This window comes from Desulfoluna spongiiphila (assembly GCF_900101345.1).
Lineage (GTDB): Bacteria > Desulfobacterota > Desulfobacteria > Desulfobacterales > Desulfolunaceae > Desulfoluna > Desulfoluna spongiiphila.
In genome coordinates this window covers 242,381-260,896 of sequence record NZ_FMUX01000002.1, presented here as the reverse complement: position 1 = coordinate 260,896, position 18,516 = coordinate 242,381, and the positions used below count along the sequence as shown (strand labels likewise).

General features: G+C 60.0%; 12 protein-coding genes. 8 read left to right on the top strand and 4 right to left on the bottom strand.

Annotation, left to right across the window (positions count from 1 at the left end; translation table 11 throughout):
* Positions 1–30 precede the first annotated feature (30 nt).
* From BLQ12_RS04220 to BLQ12_RS04210, 3 genes are read left to right on the top strand one after another with little or no spacing between them, the layout of a single operon-like run.
* Positions 31–921: a CheR family methyltransferase gene (locus BLQ12_RS04220; protein ID WP_092208587.1), complete on the top strand. Its 891-nt coding sequence runs from the start codon at positions 31–33 to the stop codon at positions 919–921.
* Positions 914–2,443: a response regulator gene (locus BLQ12_RS04215; RefSeq protein WP_092208585.1), complete on the top strand. Its 1,530-nt coding sequence runs from the start codon at positions 914–916 to the stop codon at positions 2,441–2,443. The genes BLQ12_RS04220 and BLQ12_RS04215 overlap by 8 nt, the downstream gene beginning before the upstream one ends.
* Positions 2,444–2,467: 24 nt before the next feature.
* The gene (locus BLQ12_RS04210; RefSeq protein ID WP_092208583.1) at positions 2,468–4,399 is read left to right on the top strand and encodes a penicillin-binding protein 1A; all 1,932 of its coding nucleotides are present in this window, start codon (positions 2,468–2,470) and stop codon (positions 4,397–4,399) included.
* A 512-nt stretch (positions 4,400–4,911) separates the two neighbouring features.
* Here BLQ12_RS04210 and BLQ12_RS04200 read toward each other — a convergent pair.
* The 3 genes from BLQ12_RS04200 to BLQ12_RS04190 form a co-directional block, all read right to left on the bottom strand.
* On the bottom strand, positions 4,912–5,592 hold the full coding sequence (locus tag BLQ12_RS04200; RefSeq protein ID WP_092208579.1) for a GntR family transcriptional regulator: 681 nt from the start codon (positions 5,590–5,592) through the stop codon (positions 4,912–4,914).
* Between the two features lie 234 nt (positions 5,593–5,826).
* On the bottom strand, positions 5,827–6,825 hold the full coding sequence (gene cuyA, locus BLQ12_RS04195) for a D-cysteate sulfo-lyase (protein WP_092208577.1): 999 nt from the start codon (positions 6,823–6,825) through the stop codon (positions 5,827–5,829).
* A 106-nt stretch (positions 6,826–6,931) separates the two neighbouring features.
* Complete coding sequence (locus BLQ12_RS04190; RefSeq protein WP_092208575.1) at positions 6,932–7,309, bottom strand: RidA family protein; 378 nt, start codon at positions 7,307–7,309, stop codon at positions 6,932–6,934.
* A 718-nt stretch (positions 7,310–8,027) separates the two neighbouring features.
* Here BLQ12_RS04190 and BLQ12_RS04185 point away from each other — a divergent pair.
* From BLQ12_RS04185 to BLQ12_RS04170, 4 genes are all read left to right on the top strand, one after another.
* On the top strand, positions 8,028–11,018 hold the full coding sequence (locus BLQ12_RS04185) for a pyruvate formate lyase family protein (protein WP_092208573.1): 2,991 nt from the start codon (positions 8,028–8,030) through the stop codon (positions 11,016–11,018).
* Positions 11,019–11,640: 622 nt separating this feature from the next.
* Positions 11,641–13,389 (top strand): ABC transporter ATP-binding protein, encoded by a 1,749-nt coding sequence (locus BLQ12_RS04180; protein WP_092208571.1) that lies wholly within the window; start codon positions 11,641–11,643, stop codon positions 13,387–13,389.
* The gene (locus tag BLQ12_RS04175) at positions 13,382–15,370 is read left to right on the top strand and encodes an ABC transporter ATP-binding protein (protein ID WP_175469486.1); all 1,989 of its coding nucleotides are present in this window, start codon (positions 13,382–13,384) and stop codon (positions 15,368–15,370) included. Before BLQ12_RS04180 ends, BLQ12_RS04175 begins: the two co-directional genes overlap by 8 nt.
* 52 nt (positions 15,371–15,422) lie before the next feature.
* Positions 15,423–15,881: an NUDIX domain-containing protein gene (locus BLQ12_RS04170; RefSeq protein ID WP_092208567.1), complete on the top strand. Its 459-nt coding sequence runs from the start codon at positions 15,423–15,425 to the stop codon at positions 15,879–15,881.
* 256 nt (positions 15,882–16,137) lie between these two features.
* Here the strand turns inward: BLQ12_RS04170 and BLQ12_RS04165 are convergent, their stop codons facing one another.
* Positions 16,138–17,094, bottom strand: coding sequence for a LysR family transcriptional regulator (locus BLQ12_RS04165; protein ID WP_092208565.1), 957 nt, complete (start codon positions 17,092–17,094; stop codon positions 16,138–16,140).
* 283 nt (positions 17,095–17,377) lie between these two features.
* Here BLQ12_RS04165 and BLQ12_RS04160 point away from each other — a divergent pair, with 283 nt between their 5' ends.
* Positions 17,378–18,214 carry a DMT family transporter gene (locus BLQ12_RS04160; RefSeq protein WP_175469485.1) on the top strand — a complete coding sequence of 279 codons (837 nt, stop codon included), beginning with the start codon at positions 17,378–17,380 and terminating at the stop codon, positions 18,212–18,214.
* Positions 18,215–18,516: the final 302 nt, after the last annotated feature.

Genomic DNA, 18,516 nt, shown 5'->3' with positions numbered 1-18,516 from the left:
GCAACCACATCGCAACAACAAGCAGGTCCGATGAACAGACTGAAGGTCACCGATAGCGAATTCCAGGCGCTCTCAAAATACATCTATGGGATCTCGGGTATCACCCTGTCCGCAGGCAAGGAGTACCTCATCGAAACCCGGCTGGGTCAGCTCGCCACAGAATACGGCTGCCGCTCCTATCAGGAGCTCCTGACCCGATCGCGCACCGAGGCCTCGCGTGCCCTTGAGAAAAAGATCATCGACGCCATCTCCACCAACGAGACCTATTTTTTCAGGGACAATGCACCGTTCAACCTGCTTCAGCACCGCCTCATCCCGGACATCATCGACCGGAAAAGCAAAAAAGGCGGCCGGGTCACCATCCGCATCTGGAGCAGTGCCAGCTCCACGGGCCAGGAGATCTACAGCACCGCCATGGTGCTCCGTGAACTGGGCCTGCCCAAGCCGGGCTGCGACCTTCAGCTCATCGCAACGGACATCTCCGATGCAGCCATTGCACGGGCCAGCTACGGGCTCTACAGCCAGTTTGAGGTCACCCGCGGCCTCTCCCCGGCCCGCTTGGCCAAATACTTTACCCCCAAAGGGGACGGATACCGCATCAACGACGAAATCCGGAGCATGGTCTCCTTTCGCAAGCAGAACCTGCTCACCTCTTTGACCGGACTCGGCAAATTCGACATCATCCTCTGCCGCAACGTGGCCATCTACTTCACCCGTGAAGACCGGCTGCGTCTCTTCGACAACCTCTCTCGCCAGCTCGAGCCCGACGGCTGCCTCCTCATCGGATCCACGGAGTCCCTTGCCCAGGAGGAGTCGCCCTTTGTACCCATGCGCTACCTGAACTCCACTTTTTATCAATTGCAGGACACGGCGCCATCGGCCCCGGCCCGCATGAACCCCTTGAGGGCCATCAATGGATAAACAAGAACGCCAGTACATCGAAGAGCTGAACCACTGCATCGACTTCAACGATGCGGTCAAGGGCTGCGCCCTGATGCCCTTTTTCACCGCCATATCCGAAACGATGAAGCACACCACCCTGAAAAAGCTCTTCCTGAGCTGCGAATCCCCGGGGCTGCCCATCGTCAAATTCCTCACCAACGACCTGAAGAAAAAGGGCAACCACATGGAGGTGGACTGGATTATCGGCCAGTTCCTCGCCGGCAACACCTTCGGCCCCATGGACGAGAACCGCCTCTCCTTCTGGTCGGACGCCATGGTGGAGCTGGACCTGCCCCAGGCCCTGCCGCGCCTTCTGGACCTGGTCGCAACCAGCAGAGCTCCCATCGTCCTCACCGCGGCAACCCGTGCCGTCCTCGGCCTGGCCGGGGAAGACGGCCCCCCGCTCATCAGGCGCCTCTGCGAAGAGAACCGCCTCCAGGGCCAGCGCATCGCCGAGACCCTGCCCCTCACCGGCAAACCCGGATTTTTCGCGGTGGCGGCCCTCTTGGGGTCCCCCCACCACGACCTGCGCAACCTGGCCATCGATATCTTTGCCGCCGCGGGCAGCGAAGGAGTCTGCGCCCTGTCCGCCCAGCTCCGCACCGCCGACACCGACTGCACCATCCACGCTGTCAACGCCCTGGGCCGCTGCGGTGCCCCCGAGGCCCTGCCCCCGCTTTTGGGCCTGCTCGCCTCGTTGCCCCGGGACCCCAATATCCGCTACGCCGTCTACGAGGCGGCCGGCAGGCTCCCGTCCCCGAGATGGGCCCTGCACCTGGCAAGGGGGCTGGCCGACGACTCCGAGGCCGTGCGCATGTCCGCGGCCCGGGCCGTGGACCGCAACATCTCCACGCCCCTTATAAAAGGCATTACCAATATCGTCTCCTTCGGGGACGACATCGCCGCCAAGGTGGTGGGGGCCCTCATCGACTCCCAGTCAGACAACACCCTGCGGTTTCTCCTCACCATCGAGGGCTTTGAAGGGCTCACCGAGACCCACCTGATCCGCCATGCCCACCCGGACGTACGGGCCCACTGTGTGGAGTTCCTGTCGAAAAAGCGGTTCAAGGCCCTTGCCGACCGGGTCAAAAAAGCCACCGCCGATACCGGGGCGAGCCGTCCCCTCATCGTCTGCGTGGACGACTCCAAGATGATGCTCATGCTCTACATGAAAAAGCTCAACGCCCTGGGCTATGAGGTCACCACCTTTGAGAACCCGGAGACGGCAGCCCGGGAGATCCCGGCCCTTGCCCCCCGCCTGGTGGTAACAGACCTCAACATGCCCGAGATGGACGGGTTCACCCTGGCCGCCCAGCTGCGTCGCCATGCCGACCGCTCGCGCCTGCCCATCCTCATGGTCACCACCCAGAGCGACGCGGCGCCCCCGGCCGGAGACGGCGCAAGCCCCGTGGATGCCATCCTCATGAAGCCCTTCTCAGACGAGGGCCTGGCGGAGATGGTCAGCCGCCTGCTGACCGTCAAGGAAGCCGTTGATTTTTAATTCGCCCCCACGTACTATGCCACAATGAACCGACGTTTTGTGTTGACCGTCATCGCCGTTCTTGTCATCGGCACCGCGGCCGGCCTCATGGCCGGCCTTTTTTTCGGGACCACCCGGGACCTGCCCCAGATTGAGGCTTTAAAGTCCTTCAAGCCCTCGTCGGTGAGCCGTGTCTATTCCGAGGACGGGGCCCTCCTGGCCGAGTTCTATGCGGAAAAAAGAGACCCGGTGCCCCTTGCCATTGTCCCCACCCATCTCCAGAACGCCATCATCAACACCGAAGACCGGAACTTCTACGATCACAACGGGGTGGACTTAAAGGGCATCGCCCGGGCCATCGTCAAGGACATCCTCGCCCGCAACTTTGTGGAAGGGGCCAGCACCATCACCCAGCAGCTGGCCAAGACCCTTTTTCTCACCCGGGAAAAGAGCATCGACAGAAAGCTCAAGGAGGCGATCCTCGCCTTCCAGCTGGAGCGGCGCTACACCAAAAAAGAGATCCTGGAGCTCTACCTCAACCAGATCTACTTCGGCAGCGGAGCCTACGGCGTGGAGTCCGCAGCCAACATCTACTTCGGCAAAGGGGTCTCCGAGCTGACACTGGCCGAATGCGCCCTGCTGGCCGGGCTTCCCAAGTCCCCCTCCCGGTACTCCCCCCTGGTGAGCCCTGAAAAGGCCATCCGGCGGCGCAACCTTGTCCTGAAGCTCCTCCACGACCGCCACCGCATCACCACCCCGGCCTACAAAGCCGCCCTGGCCGAACCCCTGGCCCTCACCGGCAAAAGAGGCCGCGTGCACCAGGCCCCCTATTTCGTCGATTACCTCAAAGACGAGCTGGCAGGCATCGTGGGCCTGGACCGCCTCTATCAGGACGGCCTTACCATCCGCACCACCCTGAACCTGTCCCTCCAGAAGGCAGGAGAGGCCTCCATGGCCAAGAACATGGCCCGCCTAGAAGCCCGCATGAAGAGACACCGCATCAAAAACCCCGCCCCCCAATGCGCTTTTTTTGCCGTGGACGTCAACACCGGGGGCATCCTGGCCATGGCAGGCGGGCGAAACTTCAAGAAAAGCCCCTTCAACCGGGCCACCCAGGCCAAACGCCAGCCCGGCTCCTCCTTCAAGCCCTTTATTTACGGGCTGGCCGTGGAACAGGGCATCGACCAGAACCGGCTCATCCTGGACTCTCCGGTTTCCTTTTCCATGGGGCGGGGAAAAAAGCCGTGGCAACCCAAGAACTTTTCCAGAAAATACAGCGGTGAGGTCACCCTTCGAAAGGCCCTGGCCCTGTCGAAAAACATCCCCGCCGTTCGCCTTGCAGACTCCCTGGGTGTGGCCAATGTCGCCGCCTTTGCACGCCGACTGGGCATCACCTCACAGCTATCGAATAACCTCTCCCTTGCCCTGGGCACCTCCGAAACCACCCTCATGGAGCTCACACGGGCCTACGCCGTCTTTCCCAACCAGGGCGTAAAGTCGGACCCCATGGCCATTACCCGCATTGAAAACCGGGACGGCCGGGTGATCTGGGAGGGTCGGCCCAGCCATGCCGTGGCCCTCTCCCGGGAAGACGCCGCCGTCATCACCGACATGCTCGCCGCCGTGGTCACCGAGGGCACCGGAAAAGGCGCCCTGCGTGTGGGCAAACCCCTGGCCGGTAAAACCGGGACCACCGACAACTACCGGGACGCCCTCTTCCTGGGATTCTCCCCGTACGTCGCCGCAGGCGTCTGGGTAGGCAACGACAATTACACCCCCTTGGGACGCGTGGAAACCGGTGCCCGTGCCGCCCTGCCCATCTGGACCGACCTCATGGACACCGCCTGGAAAAACAGGCCCACCGCCCGCTTCGACCACCCCGACGGCGTCACCCTCCGCCACATGGACCCCGACACGGGTCGCATCGCCTCGGAGCCTGCCAAGGGCAGCGTCCCCGCCCTGTTCAAAACCCATTAAACACAATACATCTCTTCTTCGGTTCACCTTGGGTGGACAGAGAAAAAACGAAGAACGCCTCCGGCGGCGAGGTGTGCCACCTCGAAAGCAGGTTACCATTACGCTTCGCCCTTCGTTCCTCAGGGCAAATCGCAATGGCTCTCCCCGCAGGCGGGCATTCCCAGAATCCATGTAAGAGTGTGGATACGGTGTTCAGGTTTCTCAAGACCCACTTTAATCTGGGTGCCTCCGGCGGCATGAATGGTGAATACACAGTGAAAGAGGGGTTCGAACCGATTTTGCGGAAGAGATGTGGAAATGTCCGTATTTCGGACAATGAGGGGAAAAAGATTCGAACCATGGTGGGCACGTTTTGCGCGTTGCAAAGCTGCGATGAGATGATGAGATAAAGAAAAAAAGGGGGGAGGGGGAGATACGGCGGCCACCGCCTGGTCACAGGCACCTGTCATGATCGATAATCCACGACCTATAACCTATGACCTGTTTTGCCTATGACCTATGACCTGCTTTTTCTACCTGCAAATCTTGCAAAGCGGGTTGTCCTGCTCGCACCCGAAGGTGGACATGCGCTGGCCTGATTCGATGTAGTGCTCGCGGAGAGCCTTCTCAATGGTGACCACATCGCGTGTTTTCAGGGCATCCAGAATTGATTTGTGACGAAGCCAGACCGTGCGGGGAGAAAAAAGGTTACGCCAGTACCTGAAGAGAAGAAACTTGGAGAGGCCGTAGCAGTAACGGCGGGAGAGTTCCACCAGGAGCGTGTTGTCCGTCTTGGAAAACAGCATCTCATGGAACCTGTCGTCCAGGGCCGGCATGTAATCGGCGGCCGTCTCCATGGACGCCACCACCTCCATGCGGTCCACAATGGCCTGAAGGGTATCAAAATCCTTGTCGGTGAAGTCATCGATGGAGGCCGCAACGGCAGCACCTTCCAAGACCCCGCCCGTAAAGTAACTTTCCCGGATCTGCTTTTTGGTCAGGCAATTGATAAACTTGCCCTTCTGGGGAACAGAAACGATCAGGCCATCCCGGGTCAGCATCTGAAGAGCTTCCCGGACCGGAGCCCGGCTGATGGAAAGGGTGGCGGCCACGTGCACTTCATTGACCTTGTCTCCCGGGTTCAGGGACCCTTCGAGAATGGATCGTTTGATGTACTCTGTCACCTGCTCGCTGTAGGTTTTGATTTCCGCCATGGTGCGTTTGCTTCCGTATCGCAGGGTTCTCCGCTTGACAACGTCAGGCAGAAACCCGGCATAAAAGGGTATCGGGTCATGTGAACCCCATTCTATGCAACATATTGCCCATGAGATCAACCGAAACCCGTTTTTCTTCACTATTCGAGACACACATCCCGCAGGGCCCCAAAAAAAACGCAGCACCGGACCCATGTCCGATGCTGCGGGAATCACTGGCCCATATGCCTCAGGCTACCTGAAGGTATCCAGGTAAGCGTAGAGGGCGGGGGATCCACCGGTGTGGAGGAACAGAACGTTGGAGCCCTTGGGGAAGGTTCCCTTGCGCACGTGATCCACCAGGCCGGCTGCAACCTTGCCGGTGTAAACGGGGTCGAGAAGGATCGCCTCTTCACCGGCGAACAGCTTCACGGCTTCAACCATGGCGTCGGTGGGCAGGGAGTAACCGGGGCCAACATAGTCGCCGTAGCACACCACGTCTTCACGGGCTACGCCACCTTTGACGTCGAGGAGCTCAGCGGTCTTCTGAGCCAGGCCGAAAACGATCTCTTCCTGGGCTTCCTTGGTGCGGGACACGTTGATGCCGATGACGGGGATGTTGGCGTTGGTGCCGGCCATGCCGACAACCATGCCAGCGTGGGTACCGGCGGAACCGGAGGGAACAACCACGTAGTCAATGGAAAGACCGGTGGTGTTGAGCTGCTCCATCAGTTCCTGGGCGCAAGCGGCGTAACCCAGGGCACCGATGGGGTTGGACGCGCCACCGGGAACGATGTAGGGCTTCTTGCCGGCAGCCTTGAGCTCTGCTGCGGTCTTTTCCATCTCAGCCATCATGTCGGAGCCACCTTCAACGACACGCTTGGATTTCACGCCGAGGAGCTCGAAGAGGAAGTTGTTGCCGCTGCCGTCTTCTTTGTAAGAGCCCTTTACGCGCTCTTCGAGAACGAGGTGGCACTCAAGGCCTTCTTTGGCGGCCCAGGAAGCGGTGAGACGGCAGTGGTTGGACTGGATGGCACCGCAGGTGATGATGGTATCGGCGCCTTTTTCCATGGCATCGGCGATGCAGAAGTCGAGTTTACGGGTTTTGTTGCCGCCGGACGCACCGGGGAGCAGGTCGTCACGCTTGACGAAGAGGTTCACCTCGCCGCCGAGGGCTTTGCTGAGGTTTTTCATGGGCTCGACGGGAGTCTGGCCCTGGAGGTAACCGCGACGGGGAAATTTAGTGAAATTCATGGTCTTTATTTCCTTATGTTGGGAGGAATAAGCGTTTAATCGGATCTATCTGCAAGGTCCGTTTAATTCGGGCGATCATGGGTACCATCACCGCCCGGATAGTCATTTACACAGCAAAAATAGCCTCGATCTCGATGGCGGCACCCAGGGGAAGCGCGCCCACCTGGAAGGCGCTTCGGGCCGGGTACGGCTCCTTGAAATACTCTGCGTACACCTTGTTGGCTTCGGCAAAATCGGCAATGTCCGCAAGGAACACCGTCACCTTCACGGCCTTGTCAAGGGAGCTGCCGCCGGCTTCGGCCACGGCTTTGAGGTTCTCAAGGGCGCGGGTGGCTTTCTCGGCGATGGTTCCTTCCACCATGGTTGAGGTGGCGGGATCGATGGGGAGGCAACCTGAGGCAAAAACAAATCCGTTGGAGACAATCCCCTGTGAATAGGGTCCTACGGCTGCGGGTGCGTCGGGTGTCTGAATCGGCTGGGTCATAATGCGTGATATCCTTCATTATGTGGGTTATCATGTCCATCATAAGAAAGGGAAAAGGGAGGCTCCCCCTTGCATCCGTTTCAAATGTCGACATTTGACATGTATGAAGTTTTAAAGACCTCGCAAGCCTCCTGTCAAACTATTTTTTCGCCTTTTTACAAAAAAACAGTGCAGAGCCTTTGCCTGCGGGCATTTGCAGGTGTTATAAAATTTTACCCCACCTGGACACGTCGCCCATCAAACGCGCCCCCTTCCCGCCTCCATAACAATATAAATTCAGAATATTACAATAACACATCCATCGAACTCCCGGCAAACCATACCGACATGTCGATCCCCGGGGCGCCCCCGGGAAGCCTTTGGTCCCCCTTCGGTACCACCCCATCTCATCCAAGCGCCATACATCCCGTCCATAACCTTCACTTTTCAATTGATATACCGTCAGCCGGATGGTAGTTAAACACTGTTCAGTCAACATAACGCCACCGCCCCCCCCTAAGGCCCAGGCACAAAATAAATGTGCCGCGGCAAACAGCGTTCAAGGTGTTTCTCGTGACCTTTGCGCCCGGAGGCAGCCAGAGAATAATCCCCTGCACCCCAGAACACGAATCACCTCACCCCTATGAGACGACCTGTAGGTCAAACGTTTCAAAAGTTTGGCCCCCGGCAGGTCCGCCGGAGGCTGTTTTGAGTTGAACATTACGATTAAGGAGCTGCCATGCCTGTACTTTCCTTTGCACGCCGTGTGTTCACACCGAACCGCCTGACGCGGTGGGTGTTGACCGTCCTTGCCCTGGGCTTCCGCGTGCTCCCCCATGTGCGGAATAAGCTGAAGTCTCCTGAGGGGTGGATGGATTTCAGCGTGGGGGTGGCGACAGAAAACGGAAGTGTGGCCCAGGCCCTTGTGTTTCAGGGGGGACAGTGCCGGGTGGTGACGCCGATCCCTGCAAGGGTGGACGCCTGCCTCACCGCACGGGACGAGAAGAGCCTGGCCGAGCTGGTGCTCCTGCCCCCCAGCGAGGTGATGGTAATGATGCTGAAAAACCGCATCCGCACCTCGGGCAACCTTGCGTACATCCAGCTTGTAAACCGTCTGGTGGCGCTCCTGGCGGCCCCCTTGCAGGAGCGCATCCTGGGAAACGCCTCGGTGGTATCAAAGCTGAGCCTTACCGACACCCCGGCTGGGGATCGCCCCGAAGGGTATGCGGGGCTTGCCCGGCGAGCCCGCCACCACCTGACGGCCGATGCCGAAGACGACCCCGGTGTGCGTCATTTAAAAGACCCCTACCTTTCACGCTGGGATTTGGGTGCCTTTCCCCGCATCGAGGCCCTTCTGGCCCGCCACCTGAAAGCACGCCCCCGCATCTGCCCGGAGCGGGCCGAAGCCCTCACAGCCTGGCACCGAAAAAACGGCTACGAGACCAAACCCGACGGCACCGCCTGGCACCCCGTGGAACGCCAGGGCCTCGCCCTGGCCCACGTCCTCAAGTCCAAAAAGCCTGTCGTCGCCACACACCAGCTCCTGGCAGGCACCACCACATCGGATCCGGTGTGCGGGGTCGCCATCTACCCCGACACCCACGGCACCTCCCTCTGGAGCGAGCTGGACACCGTCCACCGCCGCGAGCTCAACCCCTACGATATCTCTCCGTACGCAAAAAAAGCGCTCCACGACCTCTTTCCGTTCTGGATCCATCGAAACGTCCGGGAACAGGCAAGATCCCGGTTGAAGGACCTCACCCCCCTTGAGATCGACGAAAAATGGGTGGCCTACTTCTGCTGGAAATCCGTGGGGGTCTCCCACACGGCCCCGGATTTTCCCGCCATCCTCTCCCACGGAACCACAGGCCTGCGAGAAAAAATAAAGGAGCGGCAAAGAGATCCGGGGCTCACTCAGGGGCAGTCCCACACCCTGCGGGGCATGTCCCGCATGCTCGACGGGCTGGACGCCTATGCCGATGCCCTCTCCCGAGAAGCCGTGCGGTGCGCCGCCGAAGACCCCAACCCCGCCCGAGAAAAAGAGCTCACCGACCTTGCCCGGGTCTGTGCAAAGGTCCCGCGCCATGCGGCCGTCACCCTTCACGAGGCCCTCCAGTGCCTCTGGACCACCTGGATCGCCCTGAACATGGAGAACACCGACACCGGCCTCTCCATGGGCCGTCTGGACCGCCTCCTCCAGCCCTTTTTCCTCTCGGACATGGCCCAATGCACCTCCCGGGAAGAGCGGAACGCCACCATTGAAAAGGCCCTGGAGCTGTGCTGCGCCTTTTTTCTTCGCCTCACCGACCACATGCCCATGAGCCCGGACATCGGCAACCATCTTTTCGGGGGCTCCCCACCGGACCAGGCCGTCACCCTGGGGGGCGTCACGCCCCAAGGGGAAGACGGGGTCTGCGACATGACCTACATCCTCCTGAAGGTCACCGAGATGCTCTCCATCCACGACCCCAACGTCAACGCCCGGATCCACCCGGAGAAAAACAGCGTCACCTACATCAAGCGCCTCTGCGAGGTAAACTACACCACCGGGGCCACCCCCTCCCTGCACAACGACCTGGCCGTCGCCGCGTCCCTGGCCAAGCACGGCTACCCCGAAGAACACGCCAACGACTGGTGCGCCATCGGCTGCGTGGAACCCACCCTCACCGGCCGTCACGCAGGCCACACAGGCTCCATCCTCATGAACCTGGTGGCAGGCCTGGAAATGGCCCTGAACAACGGGGTCCATCCCCTCATCGGCACCCGGCTCGGCCCCCGCACCGGCTCCCTGAAGCACTTCACCGATTTTGAGGCCTTCTTTACCGCCTGGAAAACCCAGCAGCGCTTTCTCATCGAAAACGCCGTCACCTTGAACAACACCTACGCCGCCCTCCACGCCGAGATGCGCCCCACGCCCCTCTTAAGCATTCTCATGGACGGCTGCCTGGCCGCGGCAACGGACATTACCCAAGGGGGCGCCCGATACAACAGCTCAGGCACCTCCAACATCGGCCTGGCCGATGTCACCGACTCTCTTCTGGCCGTTAAGAAGCTCGTCTTTGACGACAAACGGCTCACCCTTTCAGCCTTCAAAGAGGCCGTGGACACCCGGTTCACCCAGGCGCCCCACATCCGCGAACTGGTCCGCAACCACGTCCCCCTCTTCGGATCCGGAAGCGATGAAGCCATCTTCCTCTGCAACGAGATCACCCGGTTTTTAAGCACCACCTACCACGGATTCACCAACCACCGCGGCGGCCCCTACACCTGCGGCTTCTGGTCCATGAGCCAGCACGTGGCCTACGGCGCCCTCTCCGGCACCCTCCCCTCGGGTCGCCTTGCCGGCAAAGCCTTCACCCCCGGCCTCACCCCGGAGCCCCACGCCTCGGCCAACTACCTGGACTTCATCTTTGATGTGGCCAGACTCGACCCCACCCACATGGACAACAACATCGCCTTCAACGTCAAACTCGTCCCAAAACCCGGAGAAAGCCGCCAGAAAATCGTGGATACCATGGCCGCATACGTCACCGCCTACCTCGGCCTGGGGGGCATGCAGATGCAGTTTAACGTGGTGGACTCCAGCACCCTGAAAGACGCCATGGCCCGCCCGGAACACTACCCCAACCTCATCGTCCGCATCTCCGGCTACAACGCCTACTTCGTACGCCTCAACCACGCCCAGCAGATCGAACTCATCGAACGGGCAGAGTACGGGATGGCGGGATAAAAAGAGGAGATAAAAAAAGCCTCCGGCGGCCAGGGAATAAATCCCCTGGACCCCATGTTCGGGAATGCTCCTTCGCCTTCGTTCCTCAGGCTCATCACATTCCCTGACGGGCTTCGCCCGTGTTGAATGCCGAGCGCAAGGGGCAATCCCCTATGTCAGGGTACCTTTCGTTCCCAGGCTCGGCCTGGGAATGATGCACGGAGGCTCAACCTCCGCGATTGAAATCGCTTCACCTATAAATTTAGCCCATTACGCTGCCATAAACCACACCAACAAGGCAGAGCCTGGATACGAAAAGAATAAAGAAACAATGGCACCGGCGGCAAGGTGTGTCTCCTTGAAAATGGATTGCGAATGATCTCCCCCCCTCGAGCCTCAGGGTGTTCACATTCGCTGTAGGCATTACCTGTCGTCGCCAGGTGTCACGACGTCATTGGTTATTTAAAACCTGTTTATCAAACTTTTCAAAAGTTTGGCCCCCGGCAGGGCCGCCGGAGGCATGTTTTTTCACCACTGACTGATCGCTACTCAACCCCTCAATGCCCCTTGACTTCCCGCCATTTAATCCCCATTTTGAACAGTGAATCACCTCACCCGACACCCTCGTTTCCGTGGATATGCCATGACTGCCTTTGACCTGATCCGTCCTTACTTTCGCGAAAACCAGCGCCGCATCGCCACAGGGCTTCTGTTCCTGCTTGGCGTAGACGCCTTTCAGCTCTTTATTCCCCGCATCGTCAAACACGCGGTGGACGCCCTGTCCGCGGGAACGGCCACGCCCCTTCTCCTTGCCCGGGACGGCGGCATCATTGTGGGATTTGCCGTGCTCATCGGCGTGTTCCGGTTCGGCTGGCGCCACAGCCTCATCGGCACCTCCCGGCGCGTGGAACGGGCCATCCGGAACGATCTTTTTTCCCACCTGCTCACCCTGGACGCCCGCTACTTCGACACCACGCGCACCGGGGACCTCATGAGCCACGCCACCAGCGACATCAACAACATCCGCATGGCAACAGGCATGGGCATCGTCGCTGTAACCGACGCCGTGGTTTTGGGGGGTGCGGCCATCGGGTTCATGGCCTGGATCCACCCGGGGCTGGCCCTCATGGCCCTGACCCCCATGCCCTTTATCGTCTTGAGCGCCCGGGTGTTCGGCAGGCGGATGCACGCACGCCACAAGGCGGTGCAGGAGGGGCTGGCCGCCATCACCGAGCATGTGAGGGAGGCGGTGGACGGCATTCGCGTGGTCAAGGTCTTCGGCAGGGGAAAGCAGGTGGACGACAGGCTGGGGGATCTCTCCGGGGATTACGTCCGGCGGAACCTGCGCCTCGTAAGGGTCACGGGGAGTCTCATGCCCCTGATGATCTTTCTCTCGGGCATCGGCACGGCCATCGTGGTGGGGGCAGGCGGACGGCTTGTCATCACCGGGGCCATCTCTCCCGGAGATTTTGTAGCCTTTATCAGCTACCTGGGCCTCTTGACCTGGCCCATGATGGCCCTGGGCTGGATGACCAACCTCGTCCAGCGGGGCAAGGCCTCCCTGGACCGCCTGGCCGTGATTTTCGATGAAAGGCCCAAGGTGGCGGAACCCCGTCGCCCCATCACCCTTCCAGACCCCGCCGGCGAGCTGGATATGGAGAAGGTCTCCTTCTCCTTTAACGGCTCAAGGCAGGTCCTGCAGGAGATCTCCCTGGCCGTTGAAGGGGGCAAAAGCGTAGGGATCGTCGGCCCTCCGGGAAGCGGCAAGACGGCACTTCTCTCCCTTCTGGTCCGGCTCTACGACCCCACCAACGGAACCATACGCATGGACGGCGTCCCCTTGACCGACATCCGCACAGCAGAGGTCAGGCGCCTGATCCGTTTCATGCCCCAGGAGCCCTGGCTCTTCTCCGGCACCATCGCCGAGAACATCTGCGGGCTGGCCCAAGACGCAGACCCCGGCAAGCTGGACCGGGCCGTCACCGCGGCATGCCTTGCCGACACCATCAAAGGCTTTGCCCAGGGGCTGGACACCATCGTGGGGGAAAAAGGGGTGATGCTCTCCGGCGGTCAGAAGCAGCGGGTGGCCCTGGCCCGGACCCTTTACGATCCGGCTCCGATCCTGGTCCTTGACGACCCCATCAGCCAGGTGGACACCCGCACCGCCCACCATATCATCGAGGCCATTTTTGCCGATCCCGCCCGCACCCTGGTCATCGCCTCCCACCGCTTTACCGCCATCGGGCCCTGCGACGAGATCCTTGTGATGGAGGAGGGGCGCATCCGCGCCAGGGGCTCCCACGACCAGCTGCTGGAAACAGATGACTACTACCGGGAAACCTGGCGGCTCCAGAGCCTGGCCATGGAAATTGAGGAGGCAGACCATGCGTAGGGGCGGATACATCGAAGAGACGGATGTCACCCAGTCAAAGGACTACCGGCTGGCAGGTCGCCTGCTCCCCTTCATCACCCCCCACCGGGGCCTGCTGGTGACGGCCCTGCTCCTGGTGATCGTTTTAACGGGCCTTGACCTCTCCATCCCCTGGATCACCAAAGAGGCCCTAGACCGGTACATCGTGCCCGACCCGGGCAGGCCGGAGACCCGGCTTGTCACCGTGGATGAATCCGATCCCGCGGTGCGCCGGTTCCTCGCCACCCGCCCGGAGCTCCGGACACCGGGGGAAGCACCCCTGCAGATCCCGAGAACCGCCCTTAATGAAGCCGACCCCGAGACCCGCCTGCGTCTGCGTGCTGCCGACATGACAGGCGCCGTCAAGGCAGGCCTGGTCCTTCTGGTCGCCCTTTTCTTTAATTTCCTCTTCGGGTTCTGCCAGACCTTTGTCCTGGAAACCATGGGCCAGAGGATCATTCACGACCTTCGCCTGACCCTTTTCACCCACATCCGCAAACTCCCGGTTTCCTGGTATCACAGGAACCCCACGGGACGGGTGGTGACCCGCCTCACCGGGGACGTTGAAAACCTGCGGGAGATGTTCACCTCGGTCATCACCTTTGTCTTTAGAGACATTTTTCTTTTGGCGGGTATCCTGGCCATGCTGATCATCCTGGACCTTCGCCTGGCCGCCGTCACCCTCATCGTCATCCCCGTGGCCGTGGTGGCCGCCATCGGCTTTGCCCGCCGGTCACGCTCCGCCTTCCGGGACCTTCGTATCCGCATCGCCGAGATCAACGCCCACCTGGCCGAGACCATCGGGGGCATGAGCGTCATCCGCCTCTTTGCCCGGGAAAAAGAGACCGACGCCGCCTTCAAGCGCCTCTCGGACCGCCATTTTGACGCGGGCATGGCCCAGGTGCGTATCTTTGCCCTCTTCATGCCCGTCATCGAGGTACTCAACTCAACGGCCCTGGGCCTCATCATCTTCTACGGCGGCTACCGGGTCATGGGGGGCTTTGCCAGCCTGGGGGTCCTGGTGGCCTACATCAGCTACCTGCGCATGTTCTTCCGCCCCATCCGGGACATCGCCGAAAAGTACAACATCCTTCAAAACGCCTTCTCATCGGCCGAGCGCCTTTTTCTCATCCTCGACACCCCCATGGCCGACGACGAACAGCCCGGCGGAGACCCGGGAGGTGCCATCGACACCATCGCCTTCGACGACCTCTCCTTCGGGTACACCGACGGGGAGCCGGTGCTTTCCGGCGTCAGTTTTACCGCAAAAAAAGGGGAGACCATCGCCATCGTGGGCCCCACGGGCGCGGGCAAGACCTCCATCGTCAGCCTCCTTGTCCGATTCTGGGACCCCCAGAGCGGCACCATCCGGGTCAACGGCACCCCCCTTTCAGACCTTGACCCCCAAAGGTGGCGCAGTCGCATCGCCATGGTCATGCAGGATCCCTTCCTCTTTGCCGGCACCATCCGGGAGAACATCCTCCCCGACCCGGACAGCAGCCCTTCCCCCGAGACCCTTGATACCGCCTTGCGACACGCCGGGTGCGGCTTTGTCCTCGACCGCCTGGACCAGGGCATGGACACCCTCCTCACCGAAGGGGGCCGCCCCCTGTCCAGCGGGGAACGCCAGCTGCTCTCCATCGCCCGGGCCTTCGTGAAAAACCCCGAGCTTCTCATCTTAGACGAGGCCACCAGCTATGTGGACTCGGTGAGTGAATCGGAGATCCAGGCAGCCCTTTCCCGGCTCATGGAAAACCGCACCACCTTTCTCATCGCCCACCGCCTCTCCACCGCCCGGCATGCCGACCGCATCCTGGTCGTCAAGGGGGGACGTATCGCGGAATCGGGCAGCCATGACACCCTCATGGAACAAAAAGGGATCTACTTTCGCATGCAGCAACTCGAAAATGGCCTGGCTGCAGTTCCCTCTCAGGGGTTGCATAAATCAATTCAGAAAGGATAAGATGCAAGACAAACAGGGTTTCATTCCAGAGGCACCGCCATAAGGAGGCCCCATGATCATCTCGTTAAACATCGCCAAGGCGATCATTACCGACGGCCAGAACATCCTGATGCTCATGAAGGAGTATGATAACGGCCAGACCCTTTACACCCTGCCCGGCGGACGCCAGAAGCCGGGGGAGACCCTTGAAGAGACTGTGGTCAGGGAGGTCAACGAAGAGGTGGCCACCACCGTCAACGTCCTCGGACTCCTGGGCGTCTACGAACACAGCCACCCGGCCAGAAAAGACCCGGACATTATCCAGCACCATGTGGAGTTCGCCTTTCTCTGCGAACTCAACGAACCCTACGACCCTGTCATGGGACACACCCCGGACCCGCACCAGGTGTCCGTGGAGTGGGTTCAGAAACAATCCCTCCACAGGCTGACCCTTCACCCCGAAGAGCTGGAAGGGGTCCTGAAGGCCTTCAGGCTCCCCGATCCCCCGGTCTATCTCGGGCAGGTTTCCTGAGGACAGAAGACAGTTCCCTCAACGTATGCCTCCGGCGGCCCTGCCGGGAGCTAAACTTTTACCCGATTTTATAAAGACAGGTTTTAAAAAATCTTCTTGAATGGATTTTTCTTTAAAGGCGGATATGATTTGACCCGAGGAACGAGGGGCAAAACGCATTCGCAACCTGCTTTCAAGGTGGCACACCCTGCCGCCGGAGGCTGTTTTTTTGAGCTGAATGGTTACCGTTTTTGTATGTTTTATTATTTCAGCGCCCTTAATCCGAGAGCCTGGTAAACTTCTTCTGAATCGTTGCCTTTCCCATCGCCGCTTTCACAAAGGAGAAGAAGGTCTTTTCCGTCAGGGTCGGCACTTTGTCCTGAAGTTGGACAAGAGAGATCCGGTTGATGGCGTTGGGGGTGGGCGTTAAAATGGGGACAATGGAGCCGTTGCGGATCTCTTCCCACATGAGATGGGAAGCCGTGATTCCTAAGCCCATACCAAGCTTTAAAGCCGACACCATGGCTTCATGGCTGTCCACGGTCAGGACAACGGAAAGATCCTGGGGCACTCTCTTAAAATGGTGCCTGAACCAGTGGGACAGCACCATGGCATCCACCTCATCGCAGAGAAAATCCATTCGAATAAGGTTCCCATAGCTTAAATCATCCCCTGTCTTCCCTTCGTAATACCCCCTCGAACATGCGAGGATCACCTCCTCGTCCACCAAAGGCTCCGTACTGAAGATGTCGGGTAACCCCAGGACCCGGTCATGGGTCACGAAGACATCCGACAGGGCCAGGTCGAGCCGCCCCTCCCCCAACATGCCTAAAATGACTGCGGACTCTGCAAAGGTCATGGCAAACGTCACCCCCGGGTACTCCCGGCGAAAGGCATGGCACACCTGCGGCAGATACTGCTTTCCAAACTCATTGGGAGCCCCCACCCGCAACAGCCCCGACGGCTCATGGGACGGCCTGCAAATCCGTTCGATGCCCGACGCCAACCCCTCCACAAAAGGCGCCACCATGGAAGCGAGCTCCTTTCCAGCCGCCGTGGGGACCAGTTTTTTGTGGAGCCGGGTAAAAAGCCTGACACCGAGCTCTCCCTCAAGCTTCTGAAGCTGCTGGCTCACCGCCGGCTGGGAAAGATGAAGGGCTTTGGCGGCCGAAACGACACTGCGGTGCGAATAAATATAATAGAAGACCTTGAGGCGGTTAAAATCAGGAAGCATAAGCTCAAATTATCCTTTGGTAAAATAAGATTAATTTTACCAATATCTCACCCCCTTGTAGGGTAGCAAGAACAAATATCGAACCATCAATCACACACAAGGATTCGGTACAAAAATAAAACAGACGAAAACGATGCCTCCGGCGGCAAGGTGAGCCACCTTGAAAGCTGGTTGTCGCCGCGCTTTGCCCCTCGTTCCTCGGGTCAAATCACAGCGGCAGTCATGGTTGATTTGTGCATTTATTTTTTTACCTGATCCCAAATCAAATCGTAGAGGTATGCCGTTGTTTGCACTCAGTCTCTCCATTGCAGCCTGTTTCGGATGGGGTGTCGCCGATTTCATCGGAGGCGTGAAGAGCCGCCACCTGCCCACGCTCACCGTGCTGACGATCTCGAACATCTTCGGGGTGGCCATGATTTTCGCCCTCGTCTGCCTCCGCGGCAGGCCCCTGCCCGCGGACCCGGTTCTGTGGTGGGCCGTAGGCGGCGGTGCAGCGGGGATCATCGCCATGTTTCTCCTGTACAAAGCACTGGCCATGGGCCCCATGTCCATCATCGCCCCGGTCAGCTCCCTGGGCGCCATGCTGCCCCTGGCCTACGGCCTGTCCACCGGTGATACGCTCTCCATGCTCCAGGCCGTCGGTATCCCCACCGCCATTGTCGGCACCCTGCTTGCCATACGGGAGAAAAACAACGGGAATAACGAAAGAAAAGTCACACGGGGGGCCTGGATGGCCCTGGCCTCCGCCCTGGCCGTGGGGTGTTTCCTCATCATCATGGACCGCGCAAGTGCGGTGGACCCGTACTGGTCAGCCCTGATCATGCGTTCGTCCTACGGGGTCTTCCTCACTCCCCTGGTCTTTTTCCTGCGCCCTCCCCTGAGGGTGGGGCGCCTCCACCTTCCTGCCATCATCCTGTTGGGCATTGTGGACGCCCTGGCCGGTTTCGCCTTTGCCCTTGCCACCACCGTGGGCATGCTGAGCCTTGTTGCCGTTGTGGGCTCCCTCTACCCCGCCGTTACCATCCTCCTGTCGTCTTTGATCCTTCGGGAAAGGCTCCAGCCGATTCAATACACCGGGGTCGCCCTGGCACTCACAGGCGTGGTCCTCATCTCCCTGTAGCCGCAGAACAAGGGCAACAAAAATGCCTCCGGCGGCAAGGTGTGCCACCTTGAAAGCACATTGCGAATGCGCTTTCCCCTTCGTTCCTCAGGGAAAATCACATTCGCCTCTGATTCAGATCAAACTGAATTGTTTTTAAGGCCTGTTTGGCAACCTTTTTAAAAGGTTGGCCCCCGGCAGGGCCGCCGGAGGCCTCTTTAACCGCACTGCCTCCGGCGGCAAGGAAAGCGACGTTGAGAGGATGCTGGGGTCCTTCAGACGTCAAGGCACCGGTCTGTCATTCCACGCAATTCCATTTGGCG